Raw genomic sequence first — 22,380 nt, 5'->3', positions numbered from 1 at the left:
CTTGAGGGCGAGCCGCGCGATGCGGCGGAGGCGCGCCATGACCGGGCGGGCCGGGAACGAGAGGGATCGGGACATGAACGACCAGGCCGCCGAGCAGGCCACGGACCAGGCCACCGAGCAGGCCGCCGATGTGGCGACCGAGACCTTCGTCGCCCACCGCAACCTGCTCTTCACCGTCGCCTACGAGATGCTCGGATCGGCGGCCGACGCCGAAGACGTCCTCCAGGAGACCTGGCTGCGGTGGATCAGGACGGACCTGCAGGAGGTGCGCGACCAGCGCGCATACCTGGTCCGGATCACGACCCGGCAGGCGCTCAACCGGCTGCGGACGATGACCCGCCGCAAGGAGTCGTACGTGGGCCCCTGGCTGCCCGAGCCGCTGCTCACCGCGCCGGACGTGGCCGAGGACGCCGAGCTCGCGGAGAGCGTGTCGATGGCGCTCATGCTCGTCCTCGAAACGCTGTCGCCCACCGAGCGCGCCGTCTTCGTGCTGCGCGAGGTCTTCGACGTCGGCTACGAGGAGATCGCGGCGGCCGTCGACAAGAGCCCCGCGGCCGTCCGCCAGATCGCGCACCGCGCCCGCCGGCACGTGGACGCCCGCCGCCCGCGTGAGACGGTCTCCGCGAGCAGGACCCGAGCGGCTCTGGAGTCCTTCCAGCGCGCGCTCGAAACCGGCGACCTGCAGGGCCTCCTCGACGTCCTCGCCCCCGAGGTCGTCCTGCTGACCGACGGCGGCGGAGTCATCCGGGCCGCGGTGCGGCCGGTCAGCGGCGCGGACAAGGTGAGCCGCTTCATCCTGGGCGGCATCGTCAAGCACCGGAACCTGGTCACCGCCGACCCCACCGTGGCCAACGGCCACCCGGCACTCTTCGTGCGCGTGAACGGCGAGATCGACGGCATCATCACGGCCCGCGTGGACGCCGGCCACATCACCGGCCTCTACTACGTCCGCAACCCGGAGAAGCTCACCCGCATCGCCTCGCAGACCCCGCTCACCCTTCGGTGAACACCGCGCGAGAGCGGGGCGGCTCGGGAATCCGGCACGGATTCGAAGCCGGCTCGTGCCGGTCCGTCACCCTGGCCTATTCACAGGCCACTCCGTCGCCGTCCCGGTCGAGGTGGCGTCCGTATCCGGGGTCGCCCCGGCGGATCGGAGCGGCTCCCGCCGCGCGAACCGCCGTGCAGTTCTTGTAGGAGACGCTGCCACCGCCACCGCCAGTGGACGATCCGGCGGAGGTGTCGGAGCCGTCATCGTCGCTCGGCGGGCGCGGCGCCGCCGTCGGCGTGGGCGTGGGCTTGGGCGCGGGCTTCGGGTGGAGGTCGGTGTCCTTCGCGGCCGGACACCCCGTGCCGGGCGCGACGAGGTGCACGCTCGTGTTCGCGTCCGCCGGAACGAGCTTCACGCCCGCCTCGGGGCTCTGGAAGCAGACGGTCCAGTCCGCGTGGGCGGCGGGAAGCGGTACGTCGTTGTAGGCGCTGAGAGCGGCGAGTTCCTTGTCGATCAGGTCCTCGACGGCCTTCTCCGCTTGCTCGAAGGGCTTGCCCACGACGGCAGGCATCAGGGGTTCCGCGCTCTGCGTCGGTGCGGCGGGCGCCGTCGAAGCGCCGGCCGGAGGCGTGGCCGCGGCGGCGACCGGCTGGGTGGCGACGGGCTGGGGCTTGGCGTCGGCGGCGGTCTTCTTCGGCGGATCGCCCAGGAACGGCGTCAGGAACCAGAGGCCGGCCAGAACCGTCGCGACGACCTTCTTCACCTGGCTCCACGGACTCAGCCAGGCGAGGGCTATGCCGGCGGGCGGTATGACCACCAGCAGGGAAATGATCAGTGCCGGATGCTGCCACCAGCGCTTTACGGGCGCTTGCGGGTAAGGGTGCGGCGCAGGGTATGTCACGTGGCGTCCTTCTGGCGGTACGTGAGGGGCCCGGCGAGCGTATAGAAGATTGAAACTTGTACCGGTCGGTACGCGAGATGAGTTGGAGGAGGGGAGGGCCTTGAGTCTCCAGTGACTGGAGACAGCAGAGTGGGGGACATGGACGCCACGACCCTCTACTCGATCGGGGAGCTCTCCCGCCGGACGGGCTTGCCCGTGCGAACCATCCGGTTCTACTCCGACGCGGGGGTGGTGGCGCCGACCACCCGAAGCCCCGCCGGCTATCGGCTCTACGACCTCGACGCCCTGCATCGCCTGGAACTCCTGCGCACGCTGCGCGAGCTGGGCATGGACCTGGCCACGATCCAGCGGGTGCTGGACCGCGAGCTCTCGGTGGCGGAAGTCGCCGCGGCGCACGCCGATGCCACGGACGTCCAGATCCGGGTGCTGCAACTGCGCCGGAGCGTTCTGCGAGCCGTGGCCAGGGGCGGGGCCGGTCCCGAGGAGACCAAGCTCATGCACAGGCTCACGCAGTTGTCCGGCGAGGAACGCCGACGGTTGATCGACGATTTCGTGGAGGGCACCTTCGGTGCCTCCGGCACCGCCGATGCGGACCCGGCCGCGGCGGCCATGGTGCGCGCGGCCACCCCCGACCTCCCCGACGATCCGTCCGGCGAGCAGGTCGCCGCGTGGGCCGAACTCGCCGAACTGGTCGGCGACGAGGACTTCCGGGCCCGGATGCGCCGGACGGCCGGCCACCGGGCCGCCGGGCGCCCGCTCGACATCGAGAGCGAGGCCGGCGAGGAACTGATGGAGTTCACCCGCCAGAAGGTAGCCGAGGCCGTGGAGTCGGGCATCGACCCGCTGGGCGACAGGGGCGCACGCGTCATCGACGACCTCGTGCACCGCTTCGCCGAGGTCCTCGCGCGCACCCCTGACACCCGGTTCCGGGACTGGATGGCCGAGCGGTTCGAAGAAGCGCACGATCCCCGGGTGGACCGGTACTGGAGGCTGGTGTGGATCGTCAACGGCTGGCAGGTGGTGCCGGATCTGGTCCCGGTGTACCCCTGGCTCGTCCAGGGGCTGCGCAGCGGCCGCCCCCGAACGAGCCCGAGAGGCTAGATGTCCCGGAAGATCTCGATCTGGGCGCCCACCGAGTTGAGGCGTTCGGCCAGTTCCTCGTAGCCGCGGTTGATCACGTAGACGTTGCGCAGGACCGAGGTGCCCTCGGCGGCCATCATCGCGAGGAGGACGACCACCGCCGGGCGCAGGGCCGGCGGGCACATCATCTCCGCCGCGCGCCAGCGGGTGGGGCCCTCCACCAGGACGCGGTGGGGGTCCAGGAGTTGGAGGCGGCCGCCGAGGCGGTTGAGGTCGGTCAGGTAGATGGCCCGGTTGTCGTACACCCAGTCGTGGATCAGGGTCTGGCCCTGGGCGACGGCGGCGATGGCCGCGAAGAACGGGACGTTGTCGATGTTCAGCCCGGGGAACGGCATCGGGTGGATCTTGTCGATCGGGGCTTCGAGCTTGGACGGGCGGACCGTGAGGTCCACCAGGCGGGTGCGGCCGTTGTCCGCGACGTACTCCGCCGAGCGGTCGTGGTCCAGGCCCATCTCCTCCAGCACCGCGAGCTCGATCTCCATGAACTCGATCGGCACCCGGCGGATGGTCAGCTCCGACTCCGTGACGACCGCCGCGGCGAGCAGGCTCATCGCCTCGACCGGGTCCTCGGAGGGGGAGTAGTCCACGTCCACGTCGATGTTCGGAACGCCGTGGACGGTGAGCGTGGTGGTGCCGACGCCCTCGACCTTGACGCCCAGCTCCTCCAGGAAGAAGCACAGGTCCTGGACCATGTAGTTGGAGGAGGCGTTGCGGATGACGGTGACGCCGTCGTGCCGGGCGGCGGCCAGCAGCGCGTTCTCGGTGACCGTGTCCCCGCGCTCGGTCAGCACGATCGGGCGGTCGGGGGAGACCCCGGCCTCCACCTTCGCGTGGTAGATGCCCTCGGTCGCGGTGATGTCCAGACCGAAGCGGCGCAGGGCGATCATGTGCGGCTCGACGGTGCGGGTGCCGAGGTCGCAACCGCCCGCGTAGGGCAGGCGGAAGGAGTCCATCCGGTGCAGCAGGGGGCCCAGGAACATGATGATGCTCCGGGTCCGGCGCGCCGCGTCCGCGTCCATGGCCTCCAGGTCGAGGCGGGCCGGCGGGATCAGCTCCAGGTCCACGCCGTCGTTGATCCAGCGGGTGCGGACGCCGATGGAGTTCAGGACCTCCAGGAGGCGGTAGACCTCCTCGATGCGGGCCACCCGCCTCAGCACCGTACGGCCCTTGTTGAGCAGCGAGCCGCAGAGCAGGGCGACGCACGCGTTCTTGCTCGTCTTGACGTCGATGGCGCCCGACAGCCGGCGGCCGCCGACCACGCGCAGGTGCATCGGGCCGGCGTAGCCCAGGGAGACGATCTCGCTGTCGAGTGCTTCACCGATGCGGGCGATCATCTCAAGGCTGATGTTCTGATTGCCGCGTTCGATGCGGTTCACGGCACTTTGGCTGGTGCCGAGTGCGTCGGCGAGCTGACTCTGTGTCCAGCCCCGGTGTTGACGGGCGTCACGGATGAGCTTGCCGATGCGTACGAGGTAGTCGTCTGCCATGGGTGGCACGTTATCTCAGATATGAGATGAGCCCCGCCCCGGGTATGCCAGATGGGTGTGTCGGGTGGGCGTTTTGTGGGTTATTGACCGTCAGGTCCCATGGTGGGGTCCCCGTACGTGGGATGCGTGAAGATCCGGCCGGGCAGACGGGTGAGCCGCTGCCGCCGCACCGGCCGGGCGGGCACTGCCGGTTCCGGGCCCGGCCGCCGGACTCAGCGGTGGCCCGCCCGCAGGTGGTCGACCAGCGTCAGGAAGACGCGGAGGCCGTTCACCGCCCCCACCGACACCGTGGCCAGCGGCCGCCGCCGGCCCACCACCCTCAGCGAGACCGTGCCGTTGCCGTACGCGACGGGCTCGATCCTCTCCCAGGGCACCGACAGGCCGCCCGCGGTCACCGCCTCCCTGCTCAGCGAGAACGGGCCGAAGACCACGCTGCCGCCCGCCCGGACCGTCGCGAGCGCGCCGGGCAGCTGCGCCCGGGCCGCCTCCTCCTCCACCACCGGACCCCAGCTCTGCGCGAACGGGAACTTCGTGCCGGGCAACAGGAGCGAGCCGTCGCGCAGCGACAGGGTGCAGTAGTGGTGCGTACCGGTGTAAACGGCGTTGAGGTAGTGGTCGACGCTGTGCCGCCGGACCTGCAGGCTGTCCCAGCGGCAGGCGACGGTCCGGCCGTCGGTGCCGGAGACCACCACGCCCCGCTCGAAGAGGTCGAGCCGCGCGTACTTCCCGCGGGCGGCGTGCGCGAGCAGGGCGGGCACCGCGAAGGCCATCGCCGTCACGGCGCCCAGCACCGACAGGACGGGTTGCGCCAGGAGGGCGCCGGCCGGGACGAACGCCGCACCGACGCCGGCCGCCCCGGCCAGCCCCGACCACGCCCCGGAGCCGGCCGAGGCGTAGCCCATGGTGTGCCCGCCCAGGCCCTCCTGTTCGGCCGCCAGCCGGGCGGGCGGCGGCGCGGTGGCCGCGCTCGGGCCCTTGCCCGCGTCCTTCGGAGAGAGTGGCACCAGGGCGGGACCGGGCGGCGCCGCGCCGGTCCGGCCCCGGACCATCCGCCCGGTCCGCGTGCTGGAGGCGTCCCGTGCCACCACGTCCACGGAGCCGTCGCCCCCGATCTCGAAGGTGACCTCGATGCGCGGGGCGCCGCGGCCCCGGCGGGGCAGGCCGGTCAGTTCGACCGTGCCGAGCTGTTCGCAGCCCGCGACCGCGTCGTCGTCGCCCCGGTACACGCGGAAGGCCAGGGTGCCGCCCTCCGGCAGATCGGCGTCGGTGGTGAACTCCCTCGACGCCCGCGTCGGAATCGTGGTGCCCCGGACGACGACCGGGGCCATGACGCCGCCCGCGGTCTCCACGCCCAGGGCCGCGTGGGTGGCATCGAGCAGCAGCAGGCTCCGGTGGGCCCCCGTGAGCACGGCGGCCTGCAGGGCCGCGCCGCGCACGCAGGCCTCCTCCACGCGCACGGTCGTGTGCTCCTGCGGCCCCTCGGCCAGCGCGTCGCGCACGAGGTCCGCGAGGGCCGGCATTCGCGTTCCGCCGCCGGACAGGACGATCCGGGTGATCTCACCGGGGGAGACGCCGGCGTCCTTCACCGCCCGGCGCAGCAGCGGCGCGCAGCGTTCGAGCAGGCCACCGGTCAGCCGCTCCAGCTCCTCCCGGGTCAGCTGTTCGTCCAGGTGCAGCGGGCCGTGCTCCGACGCGGCGACGAACGGCACGCCGACGGCGGTCCGTGTGGACGAGGACAGGTCGGTCTTGGCGCGCTCGGCCGCCTCGCGCAGCCGGCGCAGGGCCGTGCCGTCCCGGGTGAGGTCCACTCCGTGCGCGGCGCGGAACCGGGTGGCCAGCCGGTCGGCCACGGCGCGGTCCCAGTCCTCGCCGCCGAGCAGGTGATCGCCGGCCGTCGCCTTGACCTCGACGACGAAGGAGTTCCCGGCCCAGCCCAGTTCCAGTACGCCCACGTCGAAGGTGCCGCCGCCGAGCCGGCACACGAGCACCGTCTCGTCGTCGGCGTCGCGGTCCGTGCCGTAGGCCAGGCCGACGGCGCCGGGTTCGCTGATCAGGCGCAGCACGGTCAGGCCGGCGAGCTCGCCCGCCTCGCGGACGGCCTGCCGCCGCGCCTCGCCGAAGTCGGCCGGGACGGTGATCACCGCCTCGGTCACCGGTTCGCCCACCCAGGCCTCGGCGTCCTGCCGGAGTCTGCCCAGCAGGAGGGCCGCGATCCGCTGCGCGCTGTACGCCGTCCCGTCGACCGACAGCGTCCAGTCGGTCCCCAGGCGGCGTTTGACGCCGTGCACGGTCCTGGCCGGGTTGGTGACGGCCTGGCGGGCGGCCGCCTCGCCGACGAGGACCTCCCCGTCCGCGGTGAAGGCGACCACCGACGGCGTGGTCCGGGATCCCTCGGCGTTCGGGACGGCGGTGACCACCGGGCGGTCACCGCCCCCCTCGAACACGGCCACGGCCGAGTGCGTCGTCCCCAGGTCGATCCCCACCGCACGTGCCACAGTCGCCCCCTGACCCGGAAACCCCAGCCCCCACGCGCAGCAGGATAGGGACGAAGGGGGCCGCCGCGAAGGGCGTGAAAGGGGGGCGCTCGGGGGTGCGTGCAAGCCCTGCGGGGCCGGATGGGCCGGCCGCGCCGGAACGCTCCGTGATCATCGTCACGGCCGGGCGGCCGGACGGGAACGGGGCGGTTTCCGGTGTCGGCGCCGGTCGCAGCGGCCGCGTCGAGGTCGCGCCGGAGCAAGCGGAAGCCCCCGGTCGACCGACCGGGCAGGCCTTCCCCGGGGTGCGCGCCTCGTCCCCGGACCCGGACATGTACTAGAGTTATCTCGACATCGAGATATCTGCCGAAGGCGTACCGCAGCCGCCCCCGCTGGTAAGGGTTACCTAACTTAGCCCTACCTTAGCGGATTGGCCAAGGGGCGTGGCGGCAGGATGCGGTTAATACGCGCGAATTCATGCATGAAGGAGACTGTCGTGTCGGCGAACAGCTTCGACGCCCGCAGCACGCTGCAGGTGGGCGACGAGTCGTACGAGATCTTCAAGCTGGACAAGGTCGAGGGCTCCGCCCGCCTTCCCTACAGCCTGAAGGTCCTGCTGGAGAACCTGCTCCGTACCGAGGACGGCGCGAACATCACCGCCGACCACATCCGGTCGCTCGGCAACTGGGACTCGCAGGCCCAGCCCAGCGAGGAGATCCAGTTCACGCCGGCTCGCGTGATCATGCAGGACTTCACCGGCGTCCCCTGCGTCGTGGACCTCGCCACCATGCGTGAGGCCGTGAAGGCCCTCGGCGGCGACCCGGCGAAGATCAACCCGCTCTCGCCCGCCGAGATGGTCATCGACCACTCGGTCATCGCCGACAAGTTCGGCACGCCGGACGCGTTCGCGCAGAACGTCGAGCTGGAGTACGGCCGCAACAAGGAGCGCTACCAGTTCCTGCGCTGGGGCCAGACCGCCTTCGACGACTTCAAGGTCGTCCCCCCGGGCACCGGCATCGTCCACCAGGTCAACATCGAGCACCTGGCCCGCACGGTCATGGTCCGCAACGGCCAGGCGTACCCCGACACCCTCGTCGGCACCGACTCGCACACCACCATGGTCAACGGCCTGGGCGTGCTGGGCTGGGGCGTCGGCGGCATCGAGGCCGAGGCCGCGATGCTCGGCCAGCCGGTCTCCATGCTGATCCCGCGCGTCGTGGGCTTCAAGCTGACCGGCGAGCTGCCCACCGGCACCACCGCCACCGACCTCGTGCTGACGATCACCGAGATGCTGCGCAAGCACGGCGTCGTCGGCAAGTTCGTCGAGTTCTACGGTGAGGGCGTCGCCGCCACCTCGCTGGCGAACCGCGCCACCATCGGCAACATGTCGCCGGAGTTCGGCTCCACCGCCGCGATCTTCCCGATCGACGACGAGACCCTGAAGTACCTGCGCCTGACCGGCCGCGACGCCCAGCAGGTCGCGCTCGTCGAGGCGTACGCCAAGGAGCAGGGCCTGTGGCTGGACCCGGCCGCCGAGCCGGACTTCTCCGAGAAGCTGGAGCTCGACCTCTCCACGGTCGTCCCCTCCATCGCCGGCCCGAAGCGCCCGCAGGACCGCATCGTCCTCGCCAACGCCGCCCAGCAGTTCGCGCAGGACGTGCGCAACTACGTCGAGGACGACGACGAGGCGGGCAAGGAGTCCTTCCCGGCCTCCGACGCCCCGGCCGCCACCAACGGCGTGCCGACCCGCCCGACCCTGGTCACCCTGGCCGACGGCTCCTCCTTCGAGATCGACCACGGCGCCGTCACCGTCGCCGCGATCACCTCCTGCACCAACACCTCGAACCCCTACGTCATGGTCGCCGCGGCGCTCGTGGCCAAGAAGGCGGTCGAGAAGGGCCTGTCCCGCAAGCCGTGGGTCAAGACCACCCTGGCCCCGGGCTCGAAGGTCGTCACCGACTACTTCGACAAGGCCGGCCTGACCCCGTACCTCGACAAGATGGGCTTCAACCTCGTCGGGTACGGCTGCACCACCTGCATCGGCAACTCCGGTCCGCTGGACGAGGAGATCTCGAAGGCGATCAACGAGCACGACCTCGCGGTCACCTCGGTCCTCTCGGGCAACCGCAACTTCGAGGGCCGCATCAACCCCGACGTCAAGATGAACTACCTGGCCTCCCCGCCGCTGGTCGTCGCGTACGCCATCGCGGGCTCCATGAAGGTGGACATCACCACCGAGGCCATCGGCATCGACACCGAGGGCAACCCGGTCTTCCTCAAGGACATCTGGCCCTCCGAGGCCGAGGTCAACGACGTCGTGGCGAACGCCATCGGCGAGGACATGTTCAGCAAGTCCTACCAGGACGTCTTCGCGGGCGACGCCCAGTGGCAGGCGCTGTCGATCCCGACCGGCAACACGTTCGAGTGGGACCCGCAGTCCACCTACGTCCGCAAGCCCCCCTACTTCGAGGGCATGACGATGGAGACCACCCCGGTCTCCGACATCGCCGGCGCCCGCGTGCTGGCGAAGCTGGGCGACTCGGTCACCACCGACCACATCTCCCCGGCCGGTGCGATCAAGGCCGACACCCCGGCCGGCAAGTACCTCACCGAGCACGGTGTCGAGCGCCGCGACTTCAACTCGTACGGTTCCCGCCGCGGCAACCACGAGGTCATGATCCGCGGTACGTTCGCCAACATCCGCCTGCGCAACCAGATCGCGCCGGGCACCGAGGGCGGCTTCACCCGCGACTTCACCGTCGAGGGCGCGCCGGTCTCCTTCATCTACGACGCCTCGCAGAACTACCAGGCCGCCGGCGTCCCGCTGGTCATCCTGGCGGGCAAGGAGTACGGCTCCGGCTCCTCCCGTGACTGGGCGGCCAAGGGCACCGCGCTGCTCGGCGTCAAGGCCGTCATCGCCGAGTCCTACGAGCGCATCCACCGCTCGAACCTGATCGGCATGGGCGTCCTGCCCCTGCAGTTCCCGGAGGGCGCCACCGCGGCTTCCCTGGGCCTCACCGGCGAGGAGACCTTCGCCTTCACCGGTGTGGAGGAGCTGAACAACGGCACCACCCCGCGCACCGTCAAGGTGACCACCGACACCGGTGTGGAGTTCGACGCGGTCGTCCGCATCGACACGCCGGGTGAGGCGGACTACTACCGCAACGGCGGCATCATGCAGTACGTGCTCCGGAACCTCATCCGCGGCTGAGCCACGGCATAGGAGCCAAAGGGCCGTATCCCCGTCACGGGGGTACGGCCCTTCCGTTCGTCCGGCGGCGTGTCCATGTGACGGACAGGTCTCAACTCGGAAAAACTGGCGGCCATAACTGTGCATGATCTTGCTCACACGAGCGGAAGTGGACTATACCTGTGCCCGTCCGGATCACCGCGAGACAGTGGCTCCGGGCCGGGGGACGGGCGGGGACCTCTGGTGATGTCCGCATGCACGGCAACCACCGTGAATCTCCGGCCTCCTTCACACTTCTGACGAAGGCGAGGACATGAGCATGGGATCCACTGGTGAGGGCCTCGGACGCCGCGACCTGATCAAGCGCTCCGCAGCACTCGGACTGATCACGGTGCCGACGATGAGCTTCCTGTCCGCCTGCGCCTCCGGCGGTGAGGAGAACTCCACGAAGGGCCCGGCCAAGGCGCCGGTGACCAAGGAGAACCCCTTCGGCGTCGCGAAGGGCGGCAAGCTGGACGTCGTCGTCTTCAAGGGCGGGTTCGGCGACGACTACGCGAAGGCCTGGGAGGCCGCCTTCGACAAGAAGTGGGGCACCACCAGCTCCCACCTGGGCACCCAGGAGATCACCGCCAAGCTGCAGCCCCGCTTCAACGGCGGGAACCCGCCGGACGTCGTCGACGACTCCGGTGCCCAGAAGATCCCGCTGGACGTGCTCGGCAAGGGCGGCCAGCTCGCCGACCTCAACGCCGTGCTCGACGCGCCCTCGCTCGACGACCCGAGCAAGAAGGTGCGCGACACCCTGGTGGACGGGGCCGTCGAACAGGGCATGCTGGGCGGCAAGTACGTCGTCCTGAAGTACGTGTACGCCGTGTCCGGCTTCTGGTACTCGGGCAAGCTCTTCAAGGAGAAGGGCTGGACGGCGCCCAAGACCTGGGGCGAGTTCCTCGCCGTCTGCACCAAGGCCAAGGAGGCGGGCATCGGCGGTCTCGCCCACCAGGGCAAGTACCCGTACTACATCAACGTCGTCATCATGGACCTGATCGCCAAGAAGGGCGGTCTGGACGCGGTGAAGGCGATCGACAACCTCGAACCGAACGCCTTCGAGGGCAACGCGGCCGCCCTCGCCGCGGTCGAGGCGGTCTACGAGGTGGTCGAGAAGGGCCTGCTGATGCCGGGCACCAACGGCCTCACCCACACGGAGTCCCAGACGGCCTGGAACCAGTACAAGGCCGCCTTCATCCCCTCCGGCTCCTGGCTGGAGAACGAGCAGCTCAAGCAGACCCCGGAGGACTTCGACATGAAGTTCCTGCCGGTGCCCCTGCTCGCCGACAGCAAGATGCCGCTGGAGGCCATCCGGGCCGGCGTCGACGAGCCGTTCATCGTGCCGGAGAAGGCCGCCAACAAGGCCGCGGGCCTGGAGTTCCTCCGTTCGATGCTGTCCCGCGAATGGTCGACGATCTTCGCCCAGCAGGCGAACTCGCTGACGGTGGTCAAGGACGGCGTGGATCCGAGCGTCAAGCTGCGGCCCGGCACCCAGTCGGCGGTCGAGGCGCTCAAGGCCGCGGGCAGCAACACCTTCAGCTACCGCTACCCCGACTGGTACAGCGAGATGGACACGGAGATCCAGAACGCGTCCAATGAGCTCATGGCGCAGCGGATCCAGCCCAAGGAGTGGATCAAGCGGGCCCAGGCGGCGGTGAACAAGGCGGCCCAGGACCCGAACGCCAAGAACAACAAGCGCAGCTGACCACCGCAGGGACGGACACCATGAGCCATGTAGCCCAAGGGAGAGGAAAGTACGGCTTCATCGCCGGCTTCCTCTTCGCGCCCCTCGCGCTGTACCTGACCTTCGTCATCTGGCCGTACGTGCAGACGTTCGGCTACTCCTTCACCAACTGGACCGGGCAGTCACCGACGTTCGACTTCGTCGGCACGGACAACTACGCGGCCCTGCTGAAGGACGAGGTCTTCCGCGGCGCGCTCTGGCACAACCTGCTGCTCCTGGTGTTCGTCCCGCTCGTCACCATCCTGCTCGCCCTCTTCTTCGCCTTCATGGTGAACGCGGGCGGGCGTGGCGGGGCCGGCGGAGTGCAGGGAGTCGGCGGATCGCGCTTCTACAAGGTCGTCTACTTCTTCCCGCAGGTCCTCTCCCTCGCCATCCTCTCCGTGCTCTTCGGCGCGATCTACCGCAGCGACGAGGGCGGCCTGCTCAACGGCTTCCTGACCAGGCTCGGCCTGATCGACGCGAACCACCCCGTCGAATGGCTCAACGAGCCGAACCTCGTCCTCTGGTGCCTGCTCCTCGTCGTCGTCTGGCACGGCGTCGGCTTCTACCTCGTCCTGTTCTCCGCAGCCATGCAGTCCGTCCCCAAGGACATCTACGAGGCCGCGCTGCTCGACGGCGCCGGGCGCGCCCAGACCTTCTTCAAGGTCACGCTGCCCCTGCTGTGGGACTCCGTGCAGACCTCCGCGGTCTATCTGGGCATCGCCGCGATGGACATGTTCGTGCTGGTGTCGACCATGACCTCGGGCCAGTTCGGCGGCGGCCCCGACCACCACAGCGAGGTCATGTCGACGGTGCTGATGCGCAACTTCCTCTACTTCGGCAAGAGCGGGTACGCCTGTGCCATGGGCGTGGTCATGCTCGCCCTGACCATGATCCTCTCCGTCATCACGCTGCGCGCCACCCGCCGCGAGCGCATCGAGTTCTGAGCGGAGTTCCACGATGACTGCACAGTCCACAGTGATCAAGGCGCCGGGCGAAAAGGCCGCGGAGCAGCCCGGCGGTGCCGGAGGGACGGGGAAGCGGGAGCGCCGCTCCGAGGGCATGGCCCTCAACGTCTTCTCGCACGGCTTCCTCGTCGTCTGGGCGATCATGATCGTGCTGCCCCTGATCTGGCTCGCGCTCGGTGCCTTCAAGACCGACGCGCAGATCGGCGGCTCGGCCCTGAGCTGGCCCTCCAACTGGCACTTCGACGCCTTCGGGCGGGCCTGGACGAAGGGCATCGGGGGCTACTTCGCCAACACCCTCATCGTGCTGGTGTTCTCGGTCCCGCTGACCATGCTGTTCGGCTCCATGGCCGCGTACGTGCTGGCCCGCTACCCCTTCACGGGCAACCGGATCATCTACTACTTCTTCGTCAGCGGGGCGATGTTCCCCGTGTTCCTGGCGCTCGTACCGCTCTTCTTCATGGTCAAGCGCTTCGACATGCTGAACACCTACCAGGGCCTGATCCTGGTGTACGTCGCCTACTCGATGCCCTTCACGGTCTTCTTCATGCACTCCTTCTTCCGGACGCTGCCGACGGCGATCCACGAGGCGGCGGTCATCGACGGGGCCTCCGACACCCGGATCTTCTTCCAGGTGATGCTGCCGATGGCCAAGCCCGGCCTGATCAGCGTCGGGATCTTCAACGTCCTCGGCCAGTGGAACCAGTACATCCTGCCCGCCGTGCTGATGCAGCCGCAGACGAGCGCCGACCCCGAGCGGTACATGCTCACCCAGGGGCTCATCCAGCTCCAGTACCAGATGGGCTACGAGACGGACCTGCCCGTGCTGTTCGCCGGCGCCACCATCGCGATGGTCCCGATGCTGGTCGTCTACCTCTCCTTCCAGCGGCAGATCCAGGCGGGCCTCACCTCGGCGACGCTGAAGTAGCGCCCCGGCGTCAGGAGCCGCCGGTGACCTTCCGCAGCTTGTAGAGGTATCCGGAATCCGGGTGACCGATGTGCTGGTAGAGCCTGGGCTCGCCGTCGGTGCCGCCGACGCTCCACGCCGGCCAGGAACACCCCGGGACCTGTATCCGGACCTTCTGGGTCCGGACGCCCCGCCCGGGCTCGTACGACCAGGTGCCGGAGCCCGAGCACGGCGGTGGCAGGACGTGGGGGTCGTCGCCGGGTCGGGGCTCGCCGACGCCGTCGGCCGTGACCCGGCCGTCCGAGGTGAAGACGAGGCTTCCGTTCAAGCCGTCGCCCCAGGTGCCGGGCATGGTCGCCGGACCGATCTTCGGCGGCTCGTACGCGGGCAGCAGGCCGGCGGTGAGACCGAGTGCGCCGAGGAGGCCGGTTCCCACCACCAGCGCCACGCCCCCCAGGGCCACGCGCCGGAGCAGCTGCGGGTGCCGGAGCCGGGCGATCAGGCCGCCCGCCGAGAGCGATGCCGTGGAGATCGCCCAGAAGACGAGCACGGGCCGCGTCTCCACGTCGTTGTACGACGCGAAGGTCCAGATCGGCGCCGCGACCAGGGCGGCGGTCGTCAGCGGCACCCACCACCACGCCTCGCGGCCGCCGATCCGGCGGCCGAGCAGGTGGGCCAGCGCCACCGACGGCAGGACGAACAGCAGGGTCAGCAGCACCGCGATCACCGCGACGATCATGCCGAGGGAGAGCAGGGACCCCGCCAGGGCGGTGTGGTCGACGGGGGTGTCCGGCGGCGGCTGCGTCTCGACGTACAGGAAGATCACCACGACGGTGAGGGCGACCTCCAGACAGCCCACCAGCACCGAGACCAGCAGCATCAGGCCGTACGACCGCTTCTCGCGCGTCTCATGCTTCTCGTGCACGGCCAACCCCCCTCGTGGCACGGCAAAACGAACGCGTCCGCCCGGCCGGCGGTGCGCGCGCCTCCATACTGCCAGCCGGACTGAACGTGTTCAATTCATTCTTCGCGCCCCGTCACGCGGGCACGACGGACCAGCTGACCGCCGACACCGACGGATCGAGCGAGAGGTTGCTGACCGCCTCCTCCAGCGTCCGGCCCGCCTCGCCCTCGGCGGTCAGCAGCGCGGACACCGTCACCCGGCCGGGCGCCGGGCCGTCCTGGCTGCGGATCGAGCGCAGCTGGTACCCCGGTCGGCCCAGCGCGTCGACCAGCCGGTGGCGGATGTGGGCCTCCTCCGCCTCCAGGCACACCGCCTCGAAGTGGTAGTCGGTCGCCACCTCGGCCCCGCCGCGCGGCTCGCGGTCCAGGCGCCGGCCCAGCGGGCGCAGCAGGATGTTGGCTCCCACCACGCCCGCCGTGCCGCAGACGGCGAGGACGAACAGGCCGACGCCTGCCAGGCAGCCGACGGCTGCCGAACACCACAGGGTGGCGGCCGTGTTCAGGCCCCGCACGCTCAGGCCGTCCCGCATGATCACACCGGCCCCGAGGAAGCCGATCCCCGAGACTCCCCCAGACTCCGTCCGGGGGGACCCCCAGGGCGGCGACCCGGGATCCGTCGTAGTCGACCTCCGAGGCCGCGCTGAGGAAGCCGTACTGCGAGAGCAGCACGAACAGCGCGGCCCCGCCCGCCACCAGGGCGTTCGTACGCAGCCCCGCGAGGCGGGCCCGCCACTGCCGCTCCAGGCCGATGACCGCTCCGAGTCCGAGCGCGGCGGCCAGGTGTGCGGCCATCTGCCATTCGGTGAGCAGCACCGGCCTCTCCTCCCTTCGACGGGGCCCCTACAGCCAGGTGTTGAACCGGCGGATGTACCAGGTCTTCACGAGCTGGGTGAGCGTGCAGTACGCGAGCAGCACGCCGATCAGCCACGGGAAGTAGCTCGCCGGCAGGGCCACGAAGCCGAGCGTGGGAGCCAGCGGGGAGAAGGGCAGCCAGAGCCCGGTCAGCACCGCGAGGACGGTCGTCACCATCACCGGCCAGGAGGCGCGGGACTGGATGAAGGGGATCTTCCGGGTACGGATCATGTGGACGATCAGGGTCTGCGAGAGGAGGCCCTCGATGAACCAGCCGGACTGGAAGAGGGACTGGCTCGCCTCGCTGTTCGCCCCGAAGACGTGCCACATGATCAGGAACATCGAGATGTCGAAGATCGAGCTGACCGGGCCGATGGTGACCATGAAGCGGCCGATGCCCTTGGCGTCCCAGTTCCGGGGCTTGCGCAGGTACTCCTCGTCCATCCGGTCCCACGGCGTCGCCAGCTGCGAGATGTCGTAGACCAGGTTCTGGACCAGCAGCATGATCGCGAGCATCGGCTGGAAGGGGATGAAGGCGCTCGCCACCAGCACCGAGAAGACATTGCCGAAGTTCGACGACGCCGTCATCTTGATGTACTTGATCGTGTTGCCGAAGGTGGTCCGGCCCTGGACCACGCCCTGCTCCAGGACGGTCAGGTCCTTCTCCAGCAGGATGATGTCCGCCGACTCCTTGGCGATGTCGACGGCGGTGTCCACCGAGATGCCGACGTCGGCGTCGCGCAGCGCGGCCGCGTCGTTGATGCCGTCGCCCAGGAAGCCGACCGTGTGGCCGTCGGCCTGCAGGGCCCGGACGATGCGGGCCTTCTGGACCGGGTTGACCTTGGCGAAGACCGTCGTACGGGCGGCCAGCGCGCGCAGTTCCGCCTCGTCGAGGCCGTCGATCCCGCTGCCGAGCACCACGTGCCCGACCTCGATGCCGACGTCGGCGCAGACCCGGGCGGCCACGAGGTCGTTGTCGCCGGTGATCACCTTGACGGTGACGCCCTTGTCGGCGAGGCCCTGCAGGGCGCGTCCGGCGTCGGCCTTCGGCGGGTCGAGGAAGGCGAGGAAGCCGACCAGGGTCAGCCCGTCCTCGTCGGCGACCGTGTAGGTGTCGCGCGGAGTGCCGACGGTGCGGGTGGCCACGGCGAGGACCCGCAGGCCCCGGCGGTTGTTGTCCTCCGCGATCCGGGTGACGTGCCACCGCAGCTGCTCGGTCAGCTCGACCGTCTCGCCGCGGTCGGTCATGTGCGTGCAGAGGTCCAGGACCTCCTCGACGGCACCCTTGGTGATCATGACGTGTTCGGTGCGGCCGGAGTTGCCCACCATGCTGTTCCGGTTGAGGACCACGGACATCCGGCGCCGGGCGAAGTCGAAGGGGATCTCGTCGACCATCGAGAACCGTGCGTCGACGACAACCTCCTCGGCCTCGTTGACGCGGTCGATGACCGCCTGGTCCATGAGGTTGCGCAAGCCCGTCTGGAAGTGCGCGTTGAGGTAGCCGTACTCCAGGACCTCGTCGTCCTCTTCGCCGTGCACGTCCAGGTAGCGGTCCAGGACGATCCGGTCCTCGGTGAGGGTGCCCGTCTTGTCCGTGCAGAGCACGTCCATCGCGCCCAGGTTCTGGATCGCGTTGAGCCGCTTGACGACCACCTTGCGCTTCGACATGGCGACCGCGCCGCGCGCCAGGTTGGCGGAGACGACCATCGGCAGCATCTCGGGGGTCAGACCGACGGCGACGGCGATGCCGAAGAGGAAGGCCTCGTCCCAGTCGCCCTTGGTGAAGCCGTTGATCATGAAGACGACCGGGACCATGACCAGCATGAAGCGGATCAGCAGGAAGCTGACCTTGCGCACGCCGGTGTCGAAGTTGGTCTGCGGGCGCTCGCCGACGAGCGAGCCGGCCATCGAGCCGAAGTAGGTGTCGGCGCCGGTGGCGACGACGACCCCGGTGGCGGTGCCGGAGGCGACCGAGGTCCCCATCAGCACCAGGTTGTCGGCCTCGACCGGGTCGGTGGTCGTCTGCTGGCCGAGGTCCTCGCCGCGGGTGCCGGTGTCGGCCTTGGCGACCGGCAGGGACTCGCCGGAGAGGGCGGCCTGGCTGACCATCAGGTCCTTGGCGCCGATGAGCCGCAGGTCGGCCGGGACCAGGTCGCCGGCGGCCAGCCTGACCACATCGCCCGGGACCACCCGGTCCATGGGCACCTCGAAGGTGGTGGGCCCGGAGCCGCTGCCGGCCCGGCGCTGCACCGCGCAGGTGGTGGTGACGAGCTTCTTCAGCGCGTCGGCGGCGCGGCCCGAGCGGAACTCCTGCCAGAAGCGCAGCAGCCCGCTGATCCCCACCATCACGGAGAGGATGACGACGCCCGGGTCCGCGGGGTCCTGCCAGTACATGACCGCGGCGAGGAAGACCAGGACGGCGATGAAGGGGTTCCAGAAGGCCTTCGCCAGCTGGAGGTACCAGCGCGGGGCGCGCTCCTGGGCGACGACGTTGGGGCCGTGGCGCTCCAGGCGCAGCGCGGCCTCGGCGTGGGTGAGGCCGTTGGCGGAGGCGTCCACGGACTGCAGCACGCGGACGGCCGGGCGGGCGCTGGTCTCGGCGAGGCGCTCGCCGACGAGCCGGGTACGGGACTCCAGCTCGGCCGCCTTGCGCTCGCGGCGGGACCGGCCCGGCGGTGCGAGTGTGGTCGGGGTACGGGGGGTGAGCATGGTCATGACGAATACCTCCCTCCACGGTGTCCGGGCAGCACGGAGCCGCGCGGTCACGTGGAGTGATCACGGGTCGGCGCGGAGCGGCCGGGAGGGCCGCGGGACGCGCCGGCGGACAGGGTGGGAGTGACCCCGGGGCACGCCTCGGCGAAGGCCGGGCGAGGAGCCGGGGGAGCGTGCCCCGGCGGAGCTGCCGGGGCACGCGGAAAGAAGAGAATGGAAAGAAACGCCACAACGCACGGGACAGCGGTGAACCGCGGCCGTGCGCACTCGGACAGGGGTCAGCTGATCAACAGGTCAGCCGATGAGAGCGCGGCAAGGACTTCGATCGGGACTCATCCCGAACACCTCCTCGCGTAGCGCTGTCATGACAGGCGCCCGATCCGGCCGGGAAAGGCCGCAGAGGACCGGCGCCTCAGCGACCGTAGCACGATCTAGGGGGCCGGTTCCCTCCCCCTTTCGGTCAGTACTGGCCGTTTCGTGCCGTGTCAGCCTCTTGACGTGTGGAAGCGCAAAGGCTCGACTTAAGGTTCACAAGTTGGAGAGACGCCGGGGTCTCGGAGCGCGCAACCGCGACGTGTCCCGGCCGGGGGGCGACGGCTTGCCGTCGCTTATGGGCAGGAGTGGATGAGTCGTGCAGACTCCCGGATCGCAGTCCTCGCTGCATCGCGCGAATCTCGAACGGGTCGTGCGGGCGGTGCGGCTCGCGGGATCGCTGACCCAGGCGGAGATCGCCCGCACCACCGGACTGTCGGCGGCCACGGTCTCCAACATCGTCCGAGAACTGAAGGACGGCGGGACCGTCGAGGTCACCGACACCTCGGCCGGCGGCCGGCGCGCACGCAGCGTCTCGCTCAGCGGTGACGCGGGCATCGTCATCGGCGTCGACTTCGGCCACACCCACCTGCGGGTGGCGGTGGGGAACCTGGCGCACCAGGTGCTGGCCGAGGAGTCCGAGCCGCTGGACGTCGACGCGTCCTGGGCGGACGGCTTCAACCGGGCGGAAGCCCTGGTCGGGCGACTGATCGCGGACATCGGGGTGGGGCTGGAGAAGGTCATCGGCGTCGGCCTCGGCGTGCCCGGCCCCATCGACGTGGAGTCCGGGACCCTGGGATCGACCGCGATCCTGCCGGGCTGGGCGGGGATCAACCCGCGCCAGGAGCTCTCGCAGCGCCTCGGCGTGCCGGTGTACGTGGACAACGACGCGAACCTCGGCGCCCTCGGCGAACTCGTTTGGGGGAGCGGGCGGGGAGTAAAGGACCTGGCCTACATCAAGGTGGCCAGCGGCGTCGGCGCGGGCCTGGTCATCAACGGCCAGATCTACCGCGGACCGGGTGGCACGGCGGGGGAGATCGGGCACATCACGCTGGACGAATCGGGCCCGGTCTGCCGCTGCGGCAACCGCGGCTGCCTGGAGACCTTCGCCGCCGCCCGGTACGTCCTGCCGCTGCTCCAGGGCACGCACGGGCCGGAGTTGACGATGGAGCGGGTGGTCGAACTGGCCCGCGAGGGGGACCCCGGCTGCCGCCGAGTGATCACGGACGTGGGCCGCCACATCGGCAGCGGCGTGGCCAGCCTGTGCAACCTCCTGAACCCCAGCCGGGTGGTGCTGGGCGGCTCGCTGGCGGAGGCCGGTGAACTCGTCCTGGCCCCCATCCGTGAATCAGTGGGGAGGTACGCGATTCCCAGCGCGGCCCGGCAGTTGTCGGTACTGACGGGGTCCCTCGGCGGGCGTGCCGAGGTGTTGGGCGCGCTGGCGCTCGTACTCAGCGAGATGGGCGATTCGACACTTTTGTCAGACCATGGAAGTGGAGTGCGAGCTCCCGCCGTCTTGCCTTCAGGTAGATAACGGATGGCACCGTTGTCATCTCGTTAAGGATTCACTCCTTGACGGCAAAACGCGGCCGGGGTTGACTCACATCCACCTCGGCCGCAGTGCTGCGGCCTCGTCAGGGAGGTTCAAGTAATGAACACGCGTATGCGCAGAGCCGCCGTAGCTGTTGCCGCCGGTGCCATGGCCGTTTCCCTCGCCGCTTGCGGCAGTGCGAAGGAGGCCGGCGACACGACGAAGGAATCCTCCGGCGCTGCCAAGGGCGACGCGATCAAGGTCGGTCTGCTCCTGCCGGAGAACCAGACCGCGCGTTACGAGAAGTTCGACAAGCCGCTCATCGAGAAGAAGGTCGCGGAGCTGACCGGCGGCAAGGGCAAGGTCGTCTACGCCAACGCCAAGCAGGACGCGACCACGCAGAACTCCCAGGTCGACACGATGATCACCAACAAGGTGGACGTCCTGATCGTCGACGCGGTGGACTCCAAGGCCATCGCGGGCTCGGTCAAGAAGGCGAAGGACGCCGGCATCCCGGTCATCGCCTACGACCGTCTGGCCGAGGGCCCGATCGACGCCTACACCTCCTTCGACAACGAAGAGGTCGGCAAGGTCCAGGGCAAGGCGCTCCTCGAGGCGCTGGGCGACAAGGCCAAGGACGGCCAGATCGTCATGATGAACGGCTCGGTCACCGACCCGAACGCCAAGCTCTTCAAGTCCGGCGCGCACTCCGTCCTCGACGGCAAGGTGAACGTCGGCAAGGAGTACGACACGGTCGAGTGGAAGCCGGAGAACGCCAACACCAACATGGCCGCCGCGCTCTCCGCGCTCGGCAAGGACAAGGTCATCGGCGTCTACTCCGCCAACGACGGCATGGCCGGCGGCATCATCACCGCCCTCAAGGCGGCCGGCGTCACCCCCCTGCCCCCGGTCACCGGCCAGGACGCCGAACTCGCCGGTGTGCAGCGCATCGTCGCGGGCGAGCAGTTCATGAGCGTCTACAAGCCGTACGCCCCCGAGGCCGAGGCCGCGGCGAAGATGGCCGTCGCCCTCGCCAAGGGCGAGAAGCTCGACGGGATCACCACCTCCACGGTCGACAGCCCGACCACCAAGGGTGTCGCGTCCGTGCTGATCCCGGTCGTCTCGCTCACCAAGGGCAACATCAACGACACCGTCGTCAAGGACGGCGTCTACTCGGTCGCAGAGATCTGCACCGACAAGTACGCGGCCGCCTGTGCCGCCCTCGGCCTGAAGTAGCGGCCCCCGTCGCCTCCTCGCGAGGCGGCCCCCCGTGCCTGACCGGCGCCCCGCCCCCACTTCCCCCGCCACCCGGCGGGGCGCCGGGCAGAAACGTTCCCCCATTCGCCCCGCTCCTGCTCTTTTTGCACGACATCCCCGCCGGTCAGGCGGCGAAGGAGATGGTTCATGTGTCCGCTGCGCCCGTGCTGGCGTTGCGAGGGGTCTCGAAGCGGTTCGGCGCCGTTCAGGCCCTGACCGACGTAGAACTCGAGATCCACTCCGGCGAGGTGGTCGCCCTGGTGGGCGACAACGGCGCCGGCAAGTCCACGCTGGTCAAGACGATCGCCGGCGTGCACCCCATCGATGACGGCGTCATCGAGTGGGAGGGCCGTCCGGTCTCCATCACCAAGCCCCACGAAGCCCAGAACCTGGGCATCGCGACGGTCTACCAGGACCTGGCGCTGTGCGACAACATCGATGTCGTCGGCAACCTCTTCCTCGGCCGTGAGCTCAAGAGCTTCGGCATCCTCGACGAGGTGGAGATGGAGCGCCGCGCCCGCGAGCTCCTGACCACCCTGTCCATCCGGATCCCCAGTGTCCGGATCCCCATCGCCTCGCTCTCCGGCGGTCAGCGCCAGACCGTGGCGATCGCCCGTTCCATGCTGGGCGAGCCCCAGCTCGTCATCCTCGACGAGCCCACCGCCGCCCTCGGCGTCGAGCAGACCGCACAGGTCCTCGACCTGGTGGAACGCCTGCGCGAGCGTGGCCACGCCGTCATCCTCATCAGCCACAACATGGCCGATGTGAAGGCCGTCGCCGACAAGGTGGCGGTCCTGCGGCTGGGCCGCAACAACGGTGTCTTCAACGTCGCCGACACCTCGCAGGAAGAGATCATCTCCGCCATCACCGGTGCCACGGACAACGCCGTGACCCGCCGGGCGGCCCGCACCTCGGAGGCCGGCAAGTGAGCACCCA

At 69.9% G+C, this 22,380-nt stretch carries 15 protein-coding genes and 1 pseudogene; 9 read left to right on the top strand and 7 right to left on the bottom strand.

The features are described from left to right. The first annotated feature begins 73 nt into the window (after nucleotides 1–73). The gene (locus ACIPYQ_RS22945; RefSeq protein WP_361753996.1) at nucleotides 74–1,006 is read left to right on the top strand and encodes an RNA polymerase sigma-70 factor; all 933 of its coding nucleotides are present in this window, start codon (nucleotides 74–76) and stop codon (nucleotides 1,004–1,006) included. 76 nt (nucleotides 1,007–1,082) lie between these two features. Here ACIPYQ_RS22945 and ACIPYQ_RS22940 read toward each other — a convergent pair whose 3' ends face one another. After that, nucleotides 1,083–1,889: an excalibur calcium-binding domain-containing protein gene (locus tag ACIPYQ_RS22940; RefSeq protein ID WP_401254060.1), complete on the bottom strand. Its 807-nt coding sequence runs from the start codon at nucleotides 1,887–1,889 to the stop codon at nucleotides 1,083–1,085. 138 nt (nucleotides 1,890–2,027) lie between these two features. Between ACIPYQ_RS22940 and ACIPYQ_RS22935 the strand changes: the two genes are divergently transcribed. After that, complete coding sequence (locus ACIPYQ_RS22935) at nucleotides 2,028–2,990, top strand: MerR family transcriptional regulator (protein WP_401254057.1); 963 nt, start codon at nucleotides 2,028–2,030, stop codon at nucleotides 2,988–2,990. Here ACIPYQ_RS22935 and ACIPYQ_RS22930 read toward each other — a convergent pair. Then, complete coding sequence (locus tag ACIPYQ_RS22930; protein ID WP_361754002.1) at nucleotides 2,987–4,516, bottom strand: UDP-N-acetylglucosamine 1-carboxyvinyltransferase; 1,530 nt, start codon at nucleotides 4,514–4,516, stop codon at nucleotides 2,987–2,989. The genes ACIPYQ_RS22935 and ACIPYQ_RS22930 overlap by 4 nt on opposite strands. A 212-nt stretch (nucleotides 4,517–4,728) precedes the next feature. Then, nucleotides 4,729–7,011 (bottom strand): DUF6585 family protein, encoded by a 2,283-nt coding sequence (locus tag ACIPYQ_RS22925; RefSeq protein ID WP_401254053.1) that lies wholly within the window; start codon nucleotides 7,009–7,011, stop codon nucleotides 4,729–4,731. A gap of 460 nt (nucleotides 7,012–7,471) precedes the next feature. Here ACIPYQ_RS22925 and acnA point away from each other — a divergent pair, with 460 nt between their 5' ends. The 4 genes from acnA (at nucleotide 7,472) to ACIPYQ_RS22905 (ending at nucleotide 13,838) form a co-directional block, all read left to right on the top strand. After that, a complete protein-coding gene (gene acnA / locus ACIPYQ_RS22920; RefSeq protein WP_401254050.1) occupies nucleotides 7,472–10,201 on the top strand; it encodes an aconitate hydratase AcnA in 2,730 nt (909 codons plus the stop codon). A gap of 298 nt (nucleotides 10,202–10,499) precedes the next feature. Continuing rightward, the gene (gene ngcE / locus ACIPYQ_RS22915; protein WP_401254047.1) at nucleotides 10,500–11,927 is read left to right on the top strand and encodes an N-acetylglucosamine/diacetylchitobiose ABC transporter substrate-binding protein; all 1,428 of its coding nucleotides are present in this window, start codon (nucleotides 10,500–10,502) and stop codon (nucleotides 11,925–11,927) included. Nucleotides 11,928–11,947: 20 nt separating this feature from the next. Continuing rightward, entirely contained in the window at nucleotides 11,948–12,892 is a 945-nt protein-coding gene (locus ACIPYQ_RS22910) for a sugar ABC transporter permease (protein WP_361754016.1), read from the top strand. 13 nt (nucleotides 12,893–12,905) lie between these two features. Next, nucleotides 12,906–13,838 (top strand): carbohydrate ABC transporter permease, encoded by a 933-nt coding sequence (locus ACIPYQ_RS22905; protein ID WP_362239330.1) that lies wholly within the window; start codon nucleotides 12,906–12,908, stop codon nucleotides 13,836–13,838. Nucleotides 13,839–13,848: 10 nt separating this feature from the next. On the opposite strand, the gene ACIPYQ_RS22900 is transcribed toward ACIPYQ_RS22905, so the two are convergent. From ACIPYQ_RS22900 to mgtA, 4 genes and pseudogenes are all read right to left on the bottom strand, one after another. Continuing rightward, nucleotides 13,849–14,742 (bottom strand): hypothetical protein, encoded by an 894-nt coding sequence (locus ACIPYQ_RS22900; protein ID WP_401254043.1) that lies wholly within the window; start codon nucleotides 14,740–14,742, stop codon nucleotides 13,849–13,851. Nucleotides 14,743–14,854: 112 nt separating this feature from the next. Continuing rightward, a complete protein-coding gene (locus tag ACIPYQ_RS22895; RefSeq protein ID WP_401254040.1) occupies nucleotides 14,855–15,310 on the bottom strand; it encodes an MgtC/SapB family protein in 456 nt (151 codons plus the stop codon). A gap of 142 nt (nucleotides 15,311–15,452) precedes the next feature. Then, a pseudogene (locus ACIPYQ_RS22890) lies at nucleotides 15,453–15,572 on the bottom strand (MgtC/SapB family protein); the annotation flags it as partial. A 48-nt stretch (nucleotides 15,573–15,620) separates the two neighbouring features. Further along, entirely contained in the window at nucleotides 15,621–18,347 is a 2,727-nt protein-coding gene (gene mgtA, locus ACIPYQ_RS22885) for a magnesium-translocating P-type ATPase (RefSeq protein WP_401254037.1), read from the bottom strand. Between the two features lie 628 nt (nucleotides 18,348–18,975). On the opposite strand from mgtA, the gene ACIPYQ_RS22880 reads away from it, so the two are divergent. From ACIPYQ_RS22880 to ACIPYQ_RS22870, 3 genes are all read left to right on the top strand, one after another. After that, nucleotides 18,976–20,190: an ROK family transcriptional regulator gene (locus ACIPYQ_RS22880; protein ID WP_362238412.1), complete on the top strand. Its 1,215-nt coding sequence runs from the start codon at nucleotides 18,976–18,978 to the stop codon at nucleotides 20,188–20,190. A gap of 117 nt (nucleotides 20,191–20,307) precedes the next feature. Then, nucleotides 20,308–21,423 carry a substrate-binding domain-containing protein gene (locus tag ACIPYQ_RS22875; RefSeq protein WP_361754033.1) on the top strand — a complete coding sequence of 372 codons (1,116 nt, stop codon included), beginning with the start codon at nucleotides 20,308–20,310 and terminating at the stop codon, nucleotides 21,421–21,423. Between the two features lie 161 nt (nucleotides 21,424–21,584). Next, entirely contained in the window at nucleotides 21,585–22,373 is a 789-nt protein-coding gene (locus ACIPYQ_RS22870; protein ID WP_361754036.1) for an ATP-binding cassette domain-containing protein, read from the top strand. The last annotated feature ends 7 nt before the right edge of the window (nucleotides 22,374–22,380 follow it).

The organism is Streptomyces sp. NPDC090045, assembly GCF_044747975.1.
Taxonomy (GTDB): Bacteria; Actinomycetota; Actinomycetes; order Streptomycetales; family Streptomycetaceae; genus Streptomyces.
The sequence above is the reverse complement of the archived record's forward strand: the minus strand, read 5'-3'. Positions and strand labels throughout refer to the sequence as shown.